At 68.7% G+C, this 19,625-nt stretch carries 16 protein-coding genes; 5 read left to right on the top strand and 11 right to left on the bottom strand.

Annotation, left to right across the window (positions count from 1 at the left end; all coding sequences use genetic code 11):
* Positions 1-179 precede the first annotated feature (179 nt).
* Both ACIQF0_RS39625 and ACIQF0_RS39630 read right to left on the bottom strand, forming a co-directional pair.
* Positions 180-599, bottom strand: a complete 420-nt coding sequence (locus ACIQF0_RS39625; RefSeq protein WP_093591358.1) for an SsgA family sporulation/cell division regulator — start codon at positions 597-599, stop codon at positions 180-182.
* A 121-nt stretch (positions 600-720) separates the two neighbouring features.
* Positions 721-1,647, bottom strand: a complete 927-nt coding sequence (locus ACIQF0_RS39630; protein ID WP_401038752.1) for a DMT family transporter — start codon at positions 1,645-1,647, stop codon at positions 721-723.
* An 81-nt stretch (positions 1,648-1,728) separates the two neighbouring features.
* Here ACIQF0_RS39630 and ACIQF0_RS39635 point away from each other — a divergent pair, with 81 nt between their 5' ends.
* Complete coding sequence (locus ACIQF0_RS39635; RefSeq protein WP_401038755.1) at positions 1,729-2,652, top strand: LysR family transcriptional regulator; 924 nt, start codon at positions 1,729-1,731, stop codon at positions 2,650-2,652.
* On the opposite strand, the gene ACIQF0_RS39640 is transcribed toward ACIQF0_RS39635, so the two are convergent.
* The 6 genes from ACIQF0_RS39640 to ACIQF0_RS39665 form a co-directional block, all read right to left on the bottom strand.
* Positions 2,646-4,214 carry a protein kinase gene (locus ACIQF0_RS39640; protein ID WP_401038757.1) on the bottom strand — a complete coding sequence of 523 codons (1,569 nt, stop codon included), beginning with the start codon at positions 4,212-4,214 and terminating at the stop codon, positions 2,646-2,648. The two genes, ACIQF0_RS39635 and ACIQF0_RS39640, sit on opposite strands and share 7 nt — an antisense overlap.
* 190 nt (positions 4,215-4,404) lie before the next feature.
* The gene (locus ACIQF0_RS39645) at positions 4,405-5,745 is read right to left on the bottom strand and encodes a serine/threonine-protein kinase (protein ID WP_401038760.1); all 1,341 of its coding nucleotides are present in this window, start codon (positions 5,743-5,745) and stop codon (positions 4,405-4,407) included.
* Between the two features lie 148 nt (positions 5,746-5,893).
* Positions 5,894-6,754: a hypothetical protein gene (locus ACIQF0_RS39650; RefSeq protein ID WP_401038762.1), complete on the bottom strand. Its 861-nt coding sequence runs from the start codon at positions 6,752-6,754 to the stop codon at positions 5,894-5,896.
* 205 nt (positions 6,755-6,959) lie between these two features.
* A complete protein-coding gene (locus ACIQF0_RS39655) occupies positions 6,960-7,781 on the bottom strand; it encodes a hypothetical protein (RefSeq protein ID WP_401038764.1) in 822 nt (273 codons plus the stop codon).
* 172 nt (positions 7,782-7,953) lie between these two features.
* The gene (locus ACIQF0_RS39660) at positions 7,954-8,808 is read right to left on the bottom strand and encodes a hypothetical protein (protein WP_401038766.1); all 855 of its coding nucleotides are present in this window, start codon (positions 8,806-8,808) and stop codon (positions 7,954-7,956) included.
* A 104-nt stretch (positions 8,809-8,912) separates the two neighbouring features.
* Positions 8,913-9,239 carry a hypothetical protein gene (locus ACIQF0_RS39665; RefSeq protein ID WP_401038769.1) on the bottom strand — a complete coding sequence of 109 codons (327 nt, stop codon included), beginning with the start codon at positions 9,237-9,239 and terminating at the stop codon, positions 8,913-8,915.
* 70 nt (positions 9,240-9,309) lie between these two features.
* On the opposite strand from ACIQF0_RS39665, the gene ACIQF0_RS39670 reads away from it, so the two are divergent.
* Positions 9,310-10,362 carry a histone deacetylase gene (locus ACIQF0_RS39670; protein WP_401039142.1) on the top strand — a complete coding sequence of 351 codons (1,053 nt, stop codon included), beginning with the start codon at positions 9,310-9,312 and terminating at the stop codon, positions 10,360-10,362.
* 21 nt (positions 10,363-10,383) lie between these two features.
* Here ACIQF0_RS39670 and ACIQF0_RS39675 read toward each other — a convergent pair whose 3' ends face one another.
* The gene (locus tag ACIQF0_RS39675) at positions 10,384-10,644 is read right to left on the bottom strand and encodes a chorismate mutase (RefSeq protein WP_360048248.1); all 261 of its coding nucleotides are present in this window, start codon (positions 10,642-10,644) and stop codon (positions 10,384-10,386) included.
* Between the two features lie 338 nt (positions 10,645-10,982).
* Between ACIQF0_RS39675 and ACIQF0_RS39680 the strand changes: the two genes are divergently transcribed.
* Complete coding sequence (locus ACIQF0_RS39680; protein ID WP_401038772.1) at positions 10,983-11,459, top strand: hypothetical protein; 477 nt, start codon at positions 10,983-10,985, stop codon at positions 11,457-11,459.
* A gap of 73 nt (positions 11,460-11,532) precedes the next feature.
* Entirely contained in the window at positions 11,533-13,845 is a 2,313-nt protein-coding gene (gene pcrA, locus ACIQF0_RS39685; protein WP_401038774.1) for a DNA helicase PcrA, read from the top strand.
* Positions 13,846-15,808: 1,963 nt separating this feature from the next.
* Here the strand turns inward: pcrA and ACIQF0_RS39690 are convergent.
* Both ACIQF0_RS39690 and ACIQF0_RS39695 read right to left on the bottom strand, forming a co-directional pair.
* Positions 15,809-16,597, bottom strand: a complete 789-nt coding sequence (locus tag ACIQF0_RS39690) for a M23 family metallopeptidase (protein WP_360044576.1) — start codon at positions 16,595-16,597, stop codon at positions 15,809-15,811.
* Between the two features lie 209 nt (positions 16,598-16,806).
* Complete coding sequence (locus ACIQF0_RS39695; RefSeq protein ID WP_360044573.1) at positions 16,807-17,700, bottom strand: alpha/beta fold hydrolase; 894 nt, start codon at positions 17,698-17,700, stop codon at positions 16,807-16,809.
* A 221-nt stretch (positions 17,701-17,921) separates the two neighbouring features.
* Here ACIQF0_RS39695 and ACIQF0_RS39700 point away from each other — a divergent pair, with 221 nt between their 5' ends.
* The gene (locus ACIQF0_RS39700) at positions 17,922-19,601 is read left to right on the top strand and encodes a hypothetical protein (protein WP_401038779.1); all 1,680 of its coding nucleotides are present in this window, start codon (positions 17,922-17,924) and stop codon (positions 19,599-19,601) included.
* The last annotated feature ends 24 nt before the right edge of the window (positions 19,602-19,625 follow it).

The following is a 19,625-nucleotide window of genomic DNA, read 5'->3' on the forward strand; positions in this document are numbered from 1 at the left end:
TGGGGACTGTCTGCCTCTGTGACCTGCTCAGCCTGTCGAGACGTGCGTTCGTCGCTGCCCACGACGTCGCACGGCGCCGTTCCCGGTGGTCTCCGGTGACGAGCTGGTCGGCAACGCTGCCCCGCGTGCCGGCACCTCGTCCCGCGCCCGTAGAACCACCCCGGAACCTCGCCAGGGGACTAGTCGATCGTCGAGACCAGCTTCTGCAGCTCACGGTCGAAGTCGATCCACAGGTCCTCCTCGCCCGGCTGCACGACGTCGTAGGAGCTGTCCAGGAACTCCGCCACGTCCTCGGCGACGGCGCTGAGGATGGCGAACCCGGTCGGCGCGTTCAGCTCGACCAGGACGCGCTCCGGGTCGTCGGACGCGGGCCGGACGAGGATGTCGCCCTCGCCGGACGGCGTCAGCAGACCGTCGGCCAGCAGGTCGCGGGCGAACATCCACTCGACGCGGCCGGAGCCCGTGAAGAAGATGACCGCGACCGCGTAGGGGTCCTCGGGGTCGTAGACGAGTTCGGCCTCGACCGGCGCCGGCGCGGCTCCGGGTGCCAAGAGCTGAAAAGTCGTCCGGGTGGTGACCTTCAGGTTCTCGTTGTTCATGTCGATGTCCTTCCCAGGCTGGTCTCCATGTCCGCTCACAAAGAGGAGACGGCCAACCAGCCCGTTAAGGACGCGATTCGTCTCGGAACCATCCTATTGGGGGAGACGTGCGTCTCACCCTTCAGCGTTTGACCAGGTCGCGTGTCTCGTTTGGTGAGATGGTCTGACCTGCCGCGACGGGCTTCCTCCGGGTCAGCGCGACGCCCAGGAGAACCACCAGCATGCCGACTACGACCCTTGCGTTGAGTTGCTCTCCGAGGAAGATCGCTCCAAGGAGTACCGAGACGACGGGCAGAAGGTAACCGACGGTAGTTGCCGTCGTGGCGCCCTCGTCGGCGATGACGCGGTAGTTGAGGATGAACGCGACGCCGGTGCCGAAGACACCGAGGATCATCACGGCGGCGACGCCGACCCAGTGCAGGTGCAGCGGCTGCAGGCCGCCGAACGGCGTCGCCAGGATCAGCATTCCCATCGCGGTGGTCAGCTGCATGGCGGCGAGCTGCGTCGAGGTGGCGCCCGTGTTGACCAGGTAGCGGCCGGCGTAGGAGTAGCCGATCGCGTAGCTCGCGGCGCCGATGAGGCAGAGCACCGCGCCCCAGCTCGCGATGCTGTTGGCCGACTGCCACGGCGCGAAGATCACCAGAACGCCCGCGAAGCCGAGCGCCAGTCCGAGCATGCGGACCACGTTGGTGATCTTCTCCGAACCGAGCACGAGGCCGATGGCCAGTGCGAACAGCGGAGTCGTGGAGTTGAGCACCCCGGAGACGCCCGAGTCGACGGTCTGGCCGCCGAACGCGAACAGCGTGAACGGGATGGCGCTGCCGAACAGGGCCACGAAGAGCATGTGACCCCAGATCCTGCGGTCACGCGGCAGGCTCATCTTCGCCAGCGCGAGCACGACGAACAGCACGAGCGCCCCGAAGAACGTCCGCACGAGCGAGATCTGCAGTGGCGCGAGACTCCCGAGCGCGAGCTTCATCCACAGGAAGCTGGATCCCCACAGCAGGGCGAGCACGCCCATCCTGATCAACGTTCCGCGTTGGTTCACGTGTCAACCATGCGCCCGCCGACACCTAATAACAATTTAATTGTTGTGCTGAACCTTTAAGCAGCGCTGTAAGGTCGAGGCATGTTGGACGTGCGACGAATGCAGGTGCTCAGGGCCGTCGTGAGCACGGGTTCCATCACCGCGGCCGCGACCAACCTCGGCTACACCCCGTCCGCCATCTCACAGCAGGTCGCGGGCCTGGAGAAGCAGGCGGGACTGCCGCTGCTGGAACGCGTCGGCAGGGGAGTACGCCCCACCGCGGCCGGGCGCCTGCTCACCGAGCACGCAGGTCGCCTCGCCGAGCAACTGGCCGAGGCCGAGAGCGCCCTGACGGCGTTGCGCAACGGCTGCGCCGGCACCTTGCGCGTCCGCTACTTCGCCACGGCCGGAGCGGCGCTCGTGCCGCCCGCGGTGGCGACGTTCCGGGCCGAGCGCTCGGGCGTGGAGCTCGACCTGAAGCTGACCGAGCCGACCGACCCGTTCGTCGAACTGGCGGCGGGCCGCGCGGACGTGGCGATCACCGTCCTCGAACCCGACGCGCCCGCGCCGGAGGGCATGGTCGCGCGGCACCTGCTCGCCGACCCGTTCTACGCCGTCCTCCCACGTGGCCACGCCCTGGCCCGCAAGCGCGTGCTCGATCTCGGCGAACTGGCCGACGAGCCGTGGATCGACGTGGACTGCGGCGCCTCCGGCCCGTGCGCGGACCTCGTGGGCAATGCCTGCGCGGGCGCCGGATTCTCGCCGCAGGTGGCCGTGGAAAGTGACGACTACGCGACCGCGCAAGGATTCGTGGCGGCCGGACTGGGCGTCACGATCATTCCCCGGCTCGGCCTGGGATATGCGCACCCCGGCGTTGTTCTGCGCAAGGTGCGCAATCCCGAACCCGTTCGGCACATTCACGTGGTCTACCGCGAAGATGCCGCGTGGAACCCTGCTGTGCTCACTCTCGCGGAAGCCCTGGAGAGGCCGCACGGGCCTCCTGACCAGGGCTGTCGCGATCAGTAGGAGCCGAGCGACTTGTCGCTCGAAAGCAGGAAGTTCGGGCTTGCCCACTGGAACGAGATACCGCGTCGCTCCGTGGCCTTGTCGCCGTTCTTCTTGGTGTACTCGACGACGACTTCCCAGTAGAAGCCTTCTTTTTCCTGGGCGTCGACGACCTTGGCCTGCTTGAACCCGGACCAGTAGTCCTGGAAGCCGCCGTAACCGCCGGGGTAGCTGCCCTGGAAGTTCGCGTTGCCCATCTTCCACGCGTCCTCGGGTGAGGCCGGAGCGTGGCCGAAGTAGTCGTTCAGGAACGACCGCATGTCGTCAGGAGTGGGCTGGCTCGTCCACTGACCGGCCTTGCCCGCGGACTTCGGCGGCGTCGACTGCTTCGTCTGGCCGGCGTCCTGCGTCTGCTGCGTCGAGGTGTTCGCGCCCGCGTTGTTGTCGTTCCCGCCGTCGCCGCCGTTCGACAGCATGCTCGCGAACATGATGCCCACGACCGCCGCCGCCACGATGGCGAGTGCGGTGTAGATCGTCGACTTCTTGCTCTTCGACGACGAGGACTGCGCTGCCGGCCTCGGGCGCTGCGAGTACTGCGGCGCGGCGGCCGGGCGGTGGTTCGACGGTTGCTGCTGCTGCGCGGTGCGCGGCGGCGGCGTGTGCATGTCCACCCGCGTCGCGTTGGGCGGCGGCGGTGCCTGCTGCTGCCCGTGCGGCGGCGTCAGGGCCCGCGTGGCGGCCTGCTGCTGCGGCTGCTGCACCGGCACACCGCGCCACGACGGCGGGTGGGTCGGTGCGACCACGGCGGGGGTGAAGGCGGGGGCGGCCTGGCCGTTCGCGACGGCGGCGAGCGCGTCGCGGGCCTCGGCCATGGTCGGGCGGTCTTCCGGCTCCGCTCGCAGCAGGCGCATCAGCAGCGCGGTCAGCGGCCCCGCGTTGCGCGGCGGGTTGACCTTGCCGGACGCGACCTTGTGCAGCAGCGCGATGGTGTTCTCGCTCAGGCCGAACGGCGGCTCGCCCTCGATCGCGGCGTACAGCGTCGAGCCCAGCGAGAACACGTCGGACGGCGAGCCCGGGTCGTAGCCCTTGGCCACCTCGGGCGCGAGGTAGGCGGGGGTGCCCGCGAGCATGCCCGTCGCGGTGACCGTGACGTCACCGGTCGCGCGGGAGATGCCGAAGTCGGTGATCTTGACCGTGCCGTCGTCGCCGAGCAGCACGTTGCCGGGCTTGATGTCGCGGTGCACGATGCCGGCGTTGTGCGCGGCCGCCAGTGCGGACGCGACCTGCATGCCGATCGACGCCACGTCGCGCGGTGGGAGCGTGCCGCGTTCGGAGAGCACCGCGGACAGGCTCTTCGACGGCAGGTACTCCATGATCAGCCACGGCTGGCTGTCGTCCTCGGCGACGTCGTAGACAGCGACGGCGTGGGGGTGTTGCAGGCGCGCGGCGATACGGCCCTCGCGCATGGCACGTCTCTTGGCCTCGTCCGTGTCAGCTTCGGCTAGTCCAGGCTGCAGGAGGAGTTGCTTGACCGCGACTGTGCGGTGCAGGCGTTCATCAAGTGCCGTCCAAACGACGCCCATGGCGCCGCTGCCGATCCGCTGGCTCAATCGGTAGCGACCAGCGACCAATCGGCCATCGTCGGTCACAGTTGCTCCCCGCTGTGCGGTCACTTGCTCTCTGTTCAACGGCTGATCACACCTTCGGGTTCAGATCACCCATCGGTGCGGGTACCCACCTTACGAGATTTCAACGACGTAATGATGCTTAGCCCTACTGCCCCTGTCCGGGCGGCGGCACCGTCGTAGTTGTTACGACAGGAACCGAGGACGACGGCTTCGGAGTAGTCGTCGTTGTAGTGGTAGTCGTCGTCGTAGTCGTCGTGGTGGTCGTCGTGGTGGTCGTAGTGGTGGTCGTCGTAGTGCTAGACGTCGTTTGCTGCGTTGTCGTTGCCTCGGGCGTGGTTGTGGTCACCTCGGGCAACGAACTCGTCGGCTCCACCGTCTGTGAACTGCTCGCCGGAGGCGCTGACGGGTTTTGCGGGTCCTTGTTGAAGACCCCGAGCGCGACCATCAAACCACCGATGACCAGCAACAACGCCAGCACCACCGCGGCGATCACCAGCGGCCGGTTGTCCTGACCCCTGGCGGGAGCCATCGGCGGCGCGGTGCGTGGTGGAACGGTCCGGGCCACCGGCCGGACCACGCGAGTCCGATCGGGTTCCACGATCGTCGTCGGGTCGGGCCCGGCGGTCACCGCCAGGCCGCTGAACGACGGCGAACGGCCGTGCGCGACGGCGTTGAGCACCTCGCGCGCCTGGGCCATGGTCGGCCTGTCGTCCGGTTCGAAGTTCAGCAGGTACAGCAGCGTGTCGGAGAGCGGGTGGTCGACGGTCGGCGGGTTGATCCGCCCGGCCGCGACGGCGTGCAGAACACCGAGAGTGTTCTCGCTCACTCCGTAGGGCGGCTCGCCCTCCATCGCGGCGAACAGCGTCGAGCCGAGCGAGTAGACGTCGGAGGCCGGCGTCGGGTCCTGGCCCCGCGCGATCTCCGGCGCGAGGTACGCGGGCGTGCCGGCGATCAGGCCGGTCTTGGTGACCGTGATGTCGTCGGAGGCGCGCGAGATGCCGAAGTCGGTGATCTTGACGACGCCGTTCTCGGCGATCAGCACGTTGCCGGGCTTCACGTCGCGGTGCACGATCCCCGCCGCGTGGGCCGCGGCCAGCGCCGCCGCGCACTGGGAGCCGATGCTGGCGACCTCGATCGGGTCCATCGGCCCGCCCTCGGCCAGCGCGTCCGCGAGGCTGTAGGACGGCAGGTACTCCATGACCAGGCACGGGACGCCGTCTTCCTCGACGACGTCGTACACGGCGATGGCGTTCGGGTGGTGCAGCTTGGCGGCGATGCGGCCCTCGCGCATGGCGCGCTGGATGGCCTCGTCCTGTTCGGCCTCGTCGAGACCGGGAGCCAGCAGCAACTGCTTGATCGCCACCTCGCGGCCGAGGCGTTCGTCGTGGGCTCGCCAGACGATGCCCATCGCGCCGGAGCCGATGCGGTCGAGGAAGCGGTACCGGTCGGCGATCAGACGGCCGTCCGAGGTGCCGGACGTCGTCACGGGCTCACCTCAGGGGTGCTCGAAGGCGTGACTGCGGCTGCGGCAGCAGATCCCACGCTCGTGCTCCTCGTGCGGTAGTCAGCGGGTCGTCCGGAATGCCCGCACAGGGTACCTGTCGAGGGCGGCCGCTGAAGCTACGTGTCGTACGTCAGTTCGCCGGGGCGAAGAAGTCGAATCCGCCGACGACGTCGCCCACGGTGTTCAGCACCGGGTCGAGGATGCCGAGGTCCACGCTCACGTCGACCGGGTTGGACGGCGGCGGCAGCGGGTTCTGGGAGGTGGGAGGCGTGCTGTTGCTGCTGCTCGGCGGGGTGGCCGTGGAGGAGCTCGGCGGCGGCGGAGGGGTCTCACTCGACGGCGGCGTGCTCGGCTGGCTGGTCTCAGTGGACGACGACGGCGGCGTGGTCTGCGTCGAGGTCTCGGACGTGGGCTGCTGCGTCGGCTGCTGGGTCTGCTGCGTCGGCTGCTGCTTGACCTGCGTGTTCGGCTCGACGCGCCTGGTCGGGCTCGTGGTCGTCGGGTCGGCCTGCTGGGTCTCGGTGGCGTCGGCCTGCTGCGTCTTGTTCGACGGCAGCTTCACGACGCCTTCGGTGCCGGAGCTGGCGCCACGGGCCTGGGCGCGCTCGTCGAACCGCACCTCGGCGAGCGGGCGCTCGTCCGGTGAGGACAGCCAGGAGGAGGCGGCGAACGCGACCGAACCGCAGATGATCACGCCACCGCTGGCCGCCGCGGCCAGCTTGCCGACGGTGAACCCGCCGCGGTGGGTGTCGTCGGCGAGGCCTTCACGGCGCAGCAGCTCCGTGATGTGCAGCTCCTTCATGGGCTGCTTCTTCTTGCCGCCAGGAGCCTTGACCGGCTTGAACTTGACGGTCGGCTCGAACGACTCGGGGGTGACGTCGTCGGCGAGCATGTCGGCGGTGATCACCGGGATCTCCACGGTTTCCGCCTCGCGGCGGGCGATCAGCTCGGCGACGGACAGCTGGCCGGTCGACTCAGCCGACCCGGTCAACCGCCGACGATGGTCCTCAATCGACACCGCTCGTTCACCCTTCCAAGTTCGCGTACGCGCACTGGCGGGGATATGGATACCGAATCGTGACCGGAGATGTAACCCCTATGGGGGAATTTTCACGATCAAACCTAGGTTTTCGCGACGAGCGGTCACCGTTCGACTGCGAACGGCGAATCAGTTGGGTGCGACCTAAGTTCGCGACCTAGCTGCGCTGCGCCGAAAGGACCTCGGTGCCGACGATGCGCGGCTGGCTCGTGCTGGTGAGCCAGAAGAGCTGCTCGATGCGCAGCCAGCTGCCGTCCACCTCCTGCATGGAGACGACCGCGAGCACCGATCCGTCCGGCCGCACCGACGTCTGGTCGACGTTCACCGTCTTGACCCTGCCCCAGGACTTCACGAACTCCGCGGGGTTCGCGCCGACCAGTTCCGGCGAGAGCAGCTTGGCCGCTGAAGCAGGCTTGGTCGTGAGCAGCTCGTAGAACCTCTTCACCACGTCCACCTGCGGCTGAGGACCGACCGAGACCTCGGGCGTGGACGGTTCGGGGTCGGCCGTCTGCAGCAGCAGCGCGGACGGCTGCGGCATCGGCACGGCGGTGGTCTGCACCGGCGCGTGTTCGTTCGGCAGCTGGGCGGACAGGACGTCCGGGCGCAGCGCGCTCGACCCGGACAGCGCGACGGGCCGTTCGGTGACCGGGACGCCGTTGTTGGCGGGGCGCTTGTTCGCGAGGACCGCCGCGCCCGCGATCGAGGAGACCAGCACGATCGCGCCGGTCAGCAGGCCGGCGGCCCTGGCGAGGGTGCCCGACTTCGTGCGGCGGCGGCGACCGGGCACGACCGGGATCACGGTCGTCGTCGCGGTCATGTTCTCGGTCGGGCCGAGCAGGGAGGTGACGAGAGCGTCGGTGGCGGCTTCCTCGTTCGACAGGATGCGCATCGGGGTCGGCTGCTGCTTGATCAGCTCGGCCACGCTGATCGAGCCGGCGCGGGTGTGCCGCCGTCCGGTCGTCGCCGCGGGACGCTGCACTGCTCTGGTCCTCCGTACTGTCCGTGTTCGACTGAAGACGTACCGTGGCCACGCGTGAAGATGCCAGTGTCCTGGTGAACTTCACTCGTTCGTGGCGGCCAGCGGCGCTCAGGATTCGCTCGAAGGTGCTACCTACTACGTTCGGTAGCTCCGGCCGTGACCTTTAGCCACTTCAGCCGCCGGCCTTCAACCGTTCACTGTTGATCAGCGGCAGGTCGCCGAGCGTGAAGCTGAGCTCGCGCTTCTCGGTGCTGACCGAGCCGTCCTTCTTCGTCACCTGCAGCAGGCTGACGGTGAGGCCCTTGCTCGGGTCGACCGCGATCTCCTTGACCTCGATCAGTGAGATGTCGGCGAGCCTGCCCTCCAGCAACGCGTCGGCGTTCGAGCGCACGGTGTCCGTGGTCATGGCGAGCGCGGTGTCCGCGTTCGTCGCCATCGCGCGGTAGAAGGTCTCGGTCTGCTGGGCGATCTTGCCGCCGTCGACCACGGGGGCCTGGGTGACCGGCACGGTCGTGATGACCGGCGGGGCCGTCCCGGACGGCTTGGGGTTCGGCGCGGAGGCCTGGCCGCTCGTGGCGGGCGCGCTGGAGCCCGTGCCCGGCACGGGGGCGCCCTTCCCGGTCTTCGCGGCCGACGGCGCGGTGCCCGTGGTGGCGGACGGCGTGGTGCCGCCGGTGGGCAGCTGGGAGATGAGCGGCACGTCCGACGGGTAACCGGGCAGCCCGACCGTCTCGGTGGCGCCACCGCCGCCGACCAGCTTGGCCGCGGCGACGCTCAGGCCGACCAGCACGAGCACCGACGAGACGACGGCGAACCAGGCCGCGCGCTTCCAGGTGCGCGGCGGCGTGACCGAGGCGGGCACCAGCCCGATGTTGAACTTGCGCAGCCCGTCGGTGTCCTGCAGCGGGTCGATCTGGCGGCGGCGCGGCAGCGGGATGCGGTCGCCCCCGACGACGGGCCGCGGCTGCATCTCCGGCGGCAGCGCGACCCCGTCGTCGAGACGATGCTTGCCCGGCAGTTCGTCCATCCCGACACCCCTCTGCGACGCAATCAGCGTAGGGCCGTCTGGAGGTACCGAACCAACCAAAAGGGGGTGTTCAGGACGAGTGACACTCTTTTGTGTGAAGTTTGTCAGCGCGGCGGGAGTTGAGCTTGACCGCTGTTCAGCTGCTTGCGCGTGTTCTGGACGCCGTTGAGCGCGGCCAGGCCGCTGCCGCCCGCGATCAGCGCGCCGATGACGTCGGCGCCCAGCGAGTCGCCGTTGGTGATCAGCAGGCCGATCACCGCGCCCGCGGTCGTGATGATCGCGGTCTTCCAGCGGCTGCGGACGAACTGCGAGACGGGCGCTCCGGCGAGGCCCTTCTTGTTCGCGGCCGAACCGAGCAAGCCCAGGTAAGCGTCGTGCGCCAAGGCGGCGAGCAGGCCGGCGATGGCGATCAGTGCGGCGATGAGGCCCATGTGTCCAGTGTGCCCCCAGAACTTTTCGGTGGACCATCCGTGATCGCCCTGATATCCGATTCGGGTGGACATGTTCTGGCACGACGACTGTCTCGAGCACGACGCCGGTGAGGGCCTGTGGGAGCTGCCGGGCTCCTGGCCGTGGCTGGACGTCGCCGAACCGCACCCGGAGACCGCGGCGCGCCTGCGCACGTTCCGGCACGCGCTGACGCACGGCCCGGTGGCGCCGCACTTGAAGTGGCACGAGGGGCGCCACGCGTCCGTTGACGAGCTTCTGCGCGTGCACACGGCGGGGTACTTGGACTCGTTGCGCGTATCGGAGCGTGTGGCGCTGGAGGTGAACACCATCGTGGGGCCGGAGACGTGGCGTGCGGCGTCTGCGGCGGCAGGCACCGCGCTGGCGGCGCTGGAGTCCGGTGCGCCGGTGGCATATGCGCTGGTACGACCGCCGGGGCACCACGCGCAGCCGGACATGGCGGACGGCTACTGCTTCGTGAACAACGCGGCGCTGGTGGCGGAGACCGCACGGCGCCAGGGGATGCGCGTCGCCGTCCTGGACTGGGACGTGCACCACGGCAACGGCACGCAGGAGGTGTTCTACGACCGGCCGGACGTGCTGACCATCTCGGTGCACATGCGGCACGGGTCGTGGGGCACGAACCACCCGCAGACGGGTGCGCCATCAGAAGTGGGCGCCAACGGCAGGAACGTGAACATCGAACTGTCGCTCGGTGCGGGCGACACGACGTACTTGCGCGCGCTCGACGAGATCGCCTTCCCGCTGCTGCGCGACTTCGAGCCGGACCTGCTGGTGTGCGCGTCCGGGTTCGACGGGTCGGCGTTCGACCCCAACGGCCGCCACAACCTCACGGCGGACGGGTACCGCGAGATCGGCCGCCGGGTGGCGTCGTTCGGACCGCGCGCCGTGCTCACCCAGGAGGGCGGCTACCTGCGCGGCTACTCCGCGTTGTGCCTGCACGCGCTGGTGGAGGGCCTGCTGCGGCTGCCGGAGCCGTTGCTCGAGGACCCGCTGGCCTACGTGCCGGACGACTCCCAGCTCGCGGACGCGGACCTCGAACGCGTGCGCGCCGCCCTGAAGCCTTTTTGGCCCGGCGTGCTGTGACGCCGGGCCCGTGGGGTGCTGCTACCTGCCGAGCGGGCCGCGCCCCATCTTGAGCAGGATCATCGCGAGATCCTTGCCCTCGGTGCCGAGCGGCCGGTAGCGGTTGAGAACGTCGATCTCGCGGTTGTGCACGATCTTCGTGCCGCCGGCCGCCATGCGGGCCGCGCCGATGATCTTGGACACCTCGACGCGTCGTTGCACGAGGCGAAGGATCTCCGCGTCGAGGTGGTCGATCTCCTCGCGCAGCGCGTTGATGTCGGGTTCGGTGGTGGTGGCGTCCATCGTGGTGTGACCTCTCGACTCTTCGAGTCCTGGCCCGGAAGCGACGAAGCCCCGGTGTCCGAGGACTCCGGGGCTTCGTGGTGGCTTTTCAGCGCTAGACGACCACGGGAGCCGGAGTCCGGGTCCCGTAGAAAAACTCGAAGAACGTCGCGCGCATGGATTCAGTGTTGCACAGAACCTCCCGCACTCGCCAAGCCCGCGCGGTTGAAGGGCTCACCAAGTGGGAACCCACCGTTCGAAGTTCCCTCTTCTGCCCTAGCTCCTCGGCAGAGGAGTGGACATACAGTCGTCCGGTGCTAAGACCAAGACCTGGGGGTCATGTGAAGTACGCACTCGGGATGGCGACCGCTCTGGCGCTGTCCTCCTCGGTCGCGCCGGCAGCAACGGCAGCGGAGCCGGATTTCGCCACCATCAAGATATCCAGGGTTTCCGGCTGGTTCGGCCAGGAGGACTTCTGGACCACCAGGGGTGGGTTCGTCCCCAGGCAGAAGTTCAGCGTCGACATCACGAACGTCGTTGGCCACGACGAGCGGGGCCTGAACCTCTTCATCTCGTTCCCGACCGACCGTCTCGAGGTCACGGGCTTCGAGGGCGACGGCTGGGACTGCCGTGACGTGAACGAGGGCATCGGCGCCGAAGGCCTCAGGTGCACGCAGGATCACCTGATCGTGCACAAGGAGGCGTGGCCGACGCTCACGGTCGAGACCAAGGCCGAGGCCGTCTGGACGCAGGACTCCATCGACATCTACGCCGAGGCAGGCGACCACGCGGCGGTGCACGCGTCGAAGCCGTTCAGGATCGACACCAGCACCTGATAGCTCCTGCTCATCGAACACATGGTCGGGCGGTACCGGATTTGTCGGTGCCGCCCGGTACCGTGGATGGACGATGAGCGCCTTGTTCGACTTGCCCTCAAGTCCCCCCGTTTCCCGCGCGGGTCACCTGCTCGACGACCTGAATCCCGCGCAGCGCCGTGCCGTCGAGCACGCCGGTTCACCGCTGCTCGTGGTGGCGGGCGCCGGCTCCGGCAAGACGCGCGTCCTCACCAGGCGGATCGCGTACCTGCTCGCGGAACGTGACGTGCATCCCGGCCAGATCATGGCCATCACGTTCACGAACAAGGCCGCCGCCGAGATGAAGGAGCGCGTCGCCGACATGGTGGGCGCGCGCGCCCGTTCGATGTGGGTGTCGACGTTCCACTCGATGTGCGTGCGCGTGATGCGCCGCGACGCGAAGACCCTCGGCATGTCGTCGAACTTCTCGATCTACGACAGCGACGACACGCGCCGCCTCGTCACGCTCGTTGCCAGGGACCTGGACCTGGACCCGAAGAAGTACGCGGCCCGCACCCTCGCCGTGCACATCTCGAACCTCAAGAACGAGCTCGTCGACCCGGAGACCGCCACCGCCCAGGCCACGAACGACCTGGAACGCCGGGTGGCCGAGGTCTACACCGTCTACCAGCGCCGCCTGGCCGAGTCGAACTCGCTCGACTTCGACGACCTCATCATGAGGACCGTCGAACTCCTCCAGCGCTTCCCGGACGTGGCCGAGCACTACCGCCGCCGCTTCCGCCACGTCCTGGTCGACGAGTACCAGGACACGAACCACGCGCAGTACACCCTGGTGCGCGAACTCGTCGGCAAGGCAGGCGGCGAGATCCCCCCGGCGGAACTCTGCGTGGTGGGCGACGCGGACCAGTCCATCTACGCCTTCCGCGGCGCCACGATCCGCAACATCGTGGAGTTCGAGCGCGACTACCCGGACGCCACCACGATCCTGCTGGAGCAGAACTACCGCTCCACGCAGAACATCCTCACGGCCGCCAACGCGGTGATCTCCCGCAACCCGAACCGCCGCGACAAGTCGCTCTGGTCCGACCTCGGCGAGGGCGAGAAGATCGTCGGCTACGTCGCGGACAACGAACACGACGAAGCGGCCTTCGTCGCCAACGAGATCGACCGCCTGGTCGACGGCGGCGAGGTCAACAACTCCGAGATCGCCGTCTTCTACCGCACCAACAACCAGTCGCGGGTCTTCGAGGAGATCTTCATCCGCCTCGGCCTCCCGTACCGCGTGGTCGGCGGCGTCCGCTTCTACGAGCGCCGAGAGGTCCGCGACGCCCTCGCGTACCTGCGAACCCTGGCCAACCCGGAAGACACGGTCTCGCTCCGCCGAATCCTGAACGTCCCGAAACGGGGCATCGGCGAACGAGCGGAAGCCTGCGTCTCGGCCTACGCGGAACGCGAACGAATCAGCTTCGCCGCAGCCCTCCGCGAGGCCGTGAACGACCGAGTCCCGATGCTGAACCCGCGCTCCCGCAACGCCATCGCCGGCTTCGTGGAGATGATGGACCAGCTGGGCGAGATGGTCGCCCGCGAGGACGACGTCGCCGACATCCTCGAATCGGTACTCGAAAAGACCGGCTACCGCACCGAGCTGGAAGCCAGCGAGGACCCGCAGGACCACACGAGGATCGAAAACCTCAACGAGCTCGTCACCGTGGCCCGCGAGTTCACCGAGCTGGAGCTCCCCGAAGGCGCCGAACCGATCCCGTCGCTCCCGGCGTTCCTGGAACGCGTCTCCCTGGTGGCAGACGCGGACTCGATCCCAGACGCGGACTCGGACGGCGTGGTCACCCTGATGACCATCCACACGGCCAAGGGCCTCGAATACCCGGTCGTCTTCAGCACGGGCTGGGAAGACGGCGTCTTCCCGCACATGCGAGCACTGGGCGACCCAGCCGAGCTGGCAGAAGAACGCCGCCTCGCCTACGTGGGAATCACCAGGGCCCAACGCCGCCTCTACCTCTCCAGGGCACTGGTGAGATCAGCCTGGGGCCAACCGTCAGCCAACCCGGCCTCCCGCTTCCTGGGCGAAATCCCACAGGACCTCCTGGACTGGCGCCGAGTAGAACCCTCACGCTCAGGCCCGGCGGCAGCCACGACGTGGGGCCGCTCAGCCTCAGGCGGCATAGCCTCCCGAGGCCTCTCCCGCCCGGCCCCGGGCAAAGCGGGCTGGAAGGACGGCCCAGCGATGAAGCTGGAAGTGGGCGACCGAGTGACCCACGACAAGTACGGCCTGGGCAGAGTGACGGCGGTGGACGGCGAGGGCCTGCGAGCCACCGCGACGATCGACTTCGGCGGCTCAGGCACAGTCCGCCTGATGCTGATCGGCAGCGTCCCAATGACGAAACTCTAACGAGCCCGAGCCCGAGCCCGAGCCCGAGCCCGAGCCCGAGCCCGAGCCCGGCCGCACGCTAGTCCGAGCCCATGCCCGACCGCACGCGAGCCTGAGCGCACGCCCGAGCCCGAGCCCGGCCGCGGGCGCGCCCGAGCCCGACCGCACCCCCGCGCGCGCAGAATGCAGGCTCGCGCAGGGGTCCCCTTCGAAGTTGGATCCCCCGCGACCCAACTTAGCGACGAGGTCTGACACTCCCGCGAAGCCGAAGCCGAAGCCGAAGGCGAGGCAGGCGAAGGGCGAGGGCGGACAGCCCAAGCGCGCGGTCAAGGCAAGCGCCCACCCACCCGCGATGCCGAAGGCGAGCCGTCCTTACCGTGCGGTCTGGGTGGGGTGGTTTCGTCACGAGTCGTGCCACAGCTCTTGCTGCAGGCAGAAGGGGATGTCAAACGGACACGCTTTTCGTCCGTTTGACATCCCCTTCTGCCTGTGGCCCGCTCTTGGCTCGACTCGTGACGAAACCACCCCACCAACGCGCCCACCTACTCAACGCCACTCCGCCCAAAGCAACAGGCGTGCCATCTACCTACGCACGGCGTGGACCCCGGTTTTTGATCAGATTGGTGGGGTCTGGGGCGGAGCCCCAGGAATCAGCCGCCACACCAAGCACGCAACCCAACCACCTACGAACAACAAACCGGCACCCGCCAACGCACCAGGGAGACGACCCACAAAACCAACGCGTACGCCGAAGGCGGCCGAGGCACTTACGGAACGTCAGAGACCCACCATCCGGGTGCACGACACAAGCCACATCCCCACCCAAACCGGACCACCCCCACCCCCCTGACCAGCACTTTCCCCACCCCCAAAGAAATCCCCTAATTTTCCTCAAAACCAGCGCAACGGACCGCCACAACGTGCGTCTATGTGGGTGTCGCAAGCAGCACAGCCAGGGAACGTTCGGGGCGGTCCAAGGCAACCAAGCAGCCTGCAGACGAAGGGGAGCGAAGGGACGGCGGGGGCCGAACTTCGCGGCGAGGTGCGGCCGGACCGAACGGGAGAGCGGTCCGGCCGCACTGTCTTCTCAGGACTGTCGTCTGGGGACTGTCTTCGGGGGACTGTCGTCTGGGACTGCCCAGTCCGGCACGGGGCCCGGACGACACAGGCAGAGGCCCAGTTTTGTCCGGCGCAGCCCAGGCATCTGTCCGGCGCAGCCCAGGCTTTCTTCGACACAGCAACAACTTCTGCCCGGCGCAGCCCAGGCGTCTGCCTGGCATGGTCCCTGCATCTGTCCAGCGCAGTCCCTGCATCTGCCTTGCATCTGCCCGGCTGCTGCCCTGCTCGTGTCCGCCACAGTCCGCACGCGGCTCCCGCCGCCCCGCCAAACCAGAAGATCGACGCAGGTCATCCCTACCGCGTCCAAAAATTGTCAGACCCCCGGAGCATCATCGACCGCATGAGGCCACAACCCCAGCGGGAGAGCTCAAGATGGATCACGTACTGGCCGGCGCCCTGCACGAACGTGTGTTCGCAATCCTCAGCCAGCTGGAATCCCCGGAAACGACCAACCTGGTCGAGGCGTGGCGCACCCTGCTCCGCCACCACGAACCAACGGCGAGCGGGTCCTGCAAGGCGTGCGGCCCACGCTGGCGCAGACACATGTGCTCGGTCTGGCGCGTAGCGGCCAACTACTTCGTCCGTTGTGAAGGCGGACGGCTGGAAGCCTCCCGGCGCGAAGTAGCCGGGCAAGGTCCCGCAGGAGCGGAGCTGGGGTGCGACTGGAGCGACGCTAGAGGCTCCTGGGCCACACGAGCCCTCTGAGGCTTCTCAAACGCCCTGACCCACACCGCGAGGTGGGTCAGCCGCGAAATCCCGTCAGAAAGCTACTGAGCCGTAGTTCAACAAGTCTCGAACCAAGTGGCCCGCAACGTCCGGCGAACCCGGAGGCCCGGCGAACCCGAGGACCCGGAGGTCCGGTGAATCAGACAGTCACACCGCGAGCGTTCAGCCAGGTCAGCGGGTTGATCTTCTGGCCGCCCGGGTTCCAGACCTCGAAGTGCAGGTGAGGGCCGGTGGAGAAGCCGCGGTTGCCCATGCGGGCGATCTGCTCGCCTGCCTTGACGACCTGGCCCTCGCGGACGTTGAACGTGTCGACGTGGCCGTAGACGGTGATGGTGCCGTCGGCGTGCTCCACGCGGACCCAGAGGCCGAAGCCGGAGGCGGGACCCGCCTCGAGCACCTTGCCGTCGGCGGCGGCGAGGATCGGGGTGCCGATCGGGCCGGCGATGTCGATGCCGAGGTGCATGGTGCCCCAGCGGCCGCCGTAGCCGGAGGTGAAGTCACCGGCGGCGGGGCGGACGAACTTCGGGCGCTTCTTCTCGGCCTCGACGGCCTCGCGCTCGGTGGTGAGCTGCTGGCTGCGCAGGAGCTTGGCGGCCTCGGCGGAACCCTCCGCCGTCGTCTTGGAGACCGCGAGGATCTGCGGGGCGGGGGCGGTGTCGCCTCCCACGCCGTCGAAGGTGGCGGCGCCACCGGAGTGGTTCGCGAGCTGGACGTCACTGCTGTCGTCCGCTGCGGCCTGGCCGATCTGTCCTGCGCCTGCTGCTGCGAACGCGCCTACTGCGACGGCGGCGACGACGATGCGTCCGCGAAGCGCCGACGGCGGCGGGGGGAGCCGGTGAGAGCTGACCGTGCGCGCGTTGGCGCGGTCGACTGCCTCTTCAAGCGCAGCACTGCGTTCATGGCCGCCGGGGGAGCGGTGGTGACTCAAAGCTTGCCCTTCCGCCTTCGGGGAGCCTGATCTTGTGGACTGCCGGGCGGGGGATTCCCGGTGAGTCAGGATTCGGGGTTCTGACTCGGTGTCCTTCTGTGATCAGACCGTGACAACGGACCGGGGGAAGGTAACGGCTGGGAGCCTCGGAGGGCAAACCCCAGTTCGTTATGTCCTCCCAATGGGCGGCGACCAGCGGGTTTCAACTGTCAACTGTGACTGTCGGTCATGCCAGGCGGTCGACACGCCTCACCGCCAGCGGCGATGGGGTGAGTTGACAAGTCATCCGATCGGGTGATGGCCGTCACAACTACATGAAGAGTCCTCGTGTCAACAGGCAAAGAAAGGTGACCTGAATCACGTATCTGGTGCTCTTCGACGAGTAACGACGAGTGCTCCAGCCGGGCGTTGCGCTGAGGCACGATGATCTGATCCATCTCCGACCAGACGACGACGAAACGCGTGCGGCACGGCCGGCACGGTTCGGCGAGCTCCTCGAGCAACTCGGAGCCCGGTCGCAGTTGCTTGGTCAGCGGAGTCGGCAGCAGATAGGCGGCGAGCGTGCCCCTGTGCGGCGTTCCCAGCGTTACGAGCGTGCGAACGCGTGCGTCGCCATGTAGCCGTTGTACGTAGTAACGAGCGATGAGTCCGCCCAGCGAATGGCCGACGACGTGCACCTGGTCGGATCCGGTCTGTTCACAGATCCGCTCGATGTGCGCGCCGAGCAACGCGGCCGAACGGCGGACGTCTCCGGTCAACGCCGTCAGCACGCTGTAGTTGATGGCGTGAACTACCCCGAAGCCCCGCCTTCGCAGCGCCCCCGACAGCACCGCGAAGGCGGAACGGTTGTCCCCGATGCCATGCACCAACACGATCGGGGTTCCCGCCGCGTCCATCGCCGAAACCATCAGCCCGCGCTGGCGCGGGGGCAGGCCGTCGGTGCGGTAGTGCCGGTACTGGCCGTCCGTGCGCAGCTGTTCGGTGATCGCACCCCACGGGTAGAGCACCGCGTGGGCCGTCAGCCAGGCCGCTTCCATCGCGACCCCGCGCACTCCGCCGGGCGTGGCCATCGCCCGCAGCGCGACCTTCACTTCTTCCGCCACGTCACGGGCCGTGTGCACGCCCCAGCCGGCACGGTCGAGAGCCGCGTCCGTCAGACGCGTGATCCACGACCGGCCGCTCTCGCTCATATGAGCGACGGTAAGTGATGAAGTCACGGGCTAGGAGTACCCGCCGGACGTTTTCCACATGCGAACGAATTTCGTCTTGATAGGCACAACGGGCCACACACGGGCACACACCGGTCTTGCTAGGTTCGCCCGCGATGACTCGCACCGAGCTCGAGAACCAGACCCCGGCGGCCGCGAGGCTGCGCACGTCGTGGGCACTCGCCGCGGCAGGCTCCCTTCTACTGGCGGCCGGTCCGCTGCTCGGCGTGGTCGACGGCGCGGATCCCGCGTTCACGTCGTGGCCGCTGCTCGCCCTGCTGGCGCTGTTGCCGCCGGTCGTCGCGGGTGTGCTGCTGATGCGCGGCCGTCCGTTCGTGGCGGCGGGACTGATCGCCGCGGTCGGTGTCTTCTCGGTCGGACGCCTGCTGAGCGACTTCCAGATCGTCCTCGACGCGATGAAGGTGGCGCGGCCGGAGCTGTTCCGGCCGACGACCCTCGTCGCGGTCGTCCCGTCGGCGGGAGTCTGGCTGCTGATCGCCGGGCACCTGCTGGTGATCGCGGGCGGTGCGCTCGCGGCTGGACGCGCCGGCATGCCGGCGGACGAGTCGGAGCCCCCGACCCTGGTGGCCCTGCCGGTGATCATCGCCGCGTGGGCCGCGATCGGGTTGCTGGGCAAGCCGTTCATCTCGACGGACCCGTTCCAGCTGGATCGCGGGCCGTGGGACCTGCCGGTGCTCGGCCTGACCGGCGGTCTGCTGATCGCACTGGCCGCGCCGCTCGCCACCGCGCTCGCGGCCAGCTCGCCCGACCCGGACACCCGCCAGGGCGGGACGATCGGCGTGACGCTCGCGTTGCTGGCCGTCGTGCTGCCGCCGCTGGTGGCGGGCACCGTCGCGGCCGGGCTGAGCATCAGCGCGGGGTCGATGATCGCGCTGGTCGCCGCTCTCGTGCTGCCCATCACGCCTCTCTACGGCCGGACGGCGCGACTGCTGCGCGGCAAGCGCGACGAGACGCGCGACCCGGCGCTGCCATCTCTTCGGCGCATGCACCTGGCCGCCGGTGTCTTCGCCGTCCTCTCGGCCGCCGCGATGCTCATCGGCGCGTTGCTGCCGCAGCTCGTTCTCAGCACGGGCGGTGTGGCACCCGATCTGGCGTCCGTGAACCTGCTCTGGGCGGCCGGACTCGCGTTCGCCGGGCTGGGACTTCTCCTGGTGTTGCCGTCCACGGCCGCTGTGGTGCGCCCGGCGTTGGTGGGCGGTTACTTCGCCATGCAGTTCGCCGCGGCGGGCGCGACCGAACCCGTGCTGGCGGCGAGCCAGCTGGGCGTCGCGCAGCCCGGCGCGGGGTTCTGGCTGATGACCGTCGAACTCCCGCTCGGCCTGCTGGCACTGGCCTGCGCGGGCCTCGCGGGCGCGATCGAGCGGGAGAACGCGGGCGAGACCAAGAAGGAGCAGGTGCCGGTGACCGAGCTGGGCGCCGTGCTGCTCGCCGGGCTCTTCGCGGCAGGCGCCTTCGCGCTGCCGACCCTGCGCGGCGACAGGTACACGTCACCGACCCTGGTCCCGGACAACGACCCGACGGTCTCCGCGGTCCTGCTGATCTCCCTCATCGTGCTGATCATGACCCTCGTGCTCGCGCTCCGGTCGAAGCCCGCTCGTGGCGCGGCCACGCTCGTGGGCGGCGCGCTGCTGCTCGGCGTGCGGGCTCTCGAACTGCCGCTGACCGGCGGACGCGTCGAGGGAGCGGTGGCGGCGCCCGGCACGTGGCTGGCGCTGGCGTCGATCGCGGCACTGCTGATCGCGGCCGGCTTGATGGGGACTCGCGCGACCCGCTGAAACGTGTCGCAAAAGACTTCTTGA

The sequence above is a fragment of the Lentzea sp. NPDC092896 genome, from assembly GCF_044754905.1.
GTDB lineage: Bacteria > Actinomycetota > Actinomycetes > Mycobacteriales > Pseudonocardiaceae > Lentzea.

What these genes read in the sequence shown, in the direction of transcription:
- ACIQF0_RS39640 (WP_401038757.1), bottom strand. Translation starts at nt 4,214, where the DNA reads ATGGGCGTCGTTTGGACGGCACTTGATGAACGCCTGCACCGCACAGTC.
- pcrA (WP_401038774.1), top strand. Translation starts at nt 11,533, where the DNA reads ATGAGCGCCTTGTTCGACTTGCCCTCAAGTCCCCCCGTTTCCCGCGCG.
- ACIQF0_RS39700 (WP_401038779.1), top strand. Translation starts at nt 17,922, where the DNA reads ATGACTCGCACCGAGCTCGAGAACCAGACCCCGGCGGCCGCGAGGCTG.
- ACIQF0_RS39680 (WP_401038772.1), top strand. Translation starts at nt 10,983, where the DNA reads ATGGCGACCGCTCTGGCGCTGTCCTCCTCGGTCGCGCCGGCAGCAACG.
- ACIQF0_RS39675 (WP_360048248.1), bottom strand. Translation starts at nt 10,644, where the DNA reads ATGGACGCCACCACCACCGAACCCGACATCAACGCGCTGCGCGAGGAG.
- ACIQF0_RS39670 (WP_401039142.1), top strand. Translation starts at nt 9,310, where the DNA reads ATGTTCTGGCACGACGACTGTCTCGAGCACGACGCCGGTGAGGGCCTG.
- ACIQF0_RS39635 (WP_401038755.1), top strand. Translation starts at nt 1,729, where the DNA reads ATGTTGGACGTGCGACGAATGCAGGTGCTCAGGGCCGTCGTGAGCACG.
- ACIQF0_RS39625 (WP_093591358.1), bottom strand. Translation starts at nt 599, where the DNA reads ATGAACAACGAGAACCTGAAGGTCACCACCCGGACGACTTTTCAGCTC.
- ACIQF0_RS39660 (WP_401038766.1), bottom strand. Translation starts at nt 8,808, where the DNA reads ATGGACGAACTGCCGGGCAAGCATCGTCTCGACGACGGGGTCGCGCTG.
- ACIQF0_RS39665 (WP_401038769.1), bottom strand. Translation starts at nt 9,239, where the DNA reads ATGGGCCTCATCGCCGCACTGATCGCCATCGCCGGCCTGCTCGCCGCC.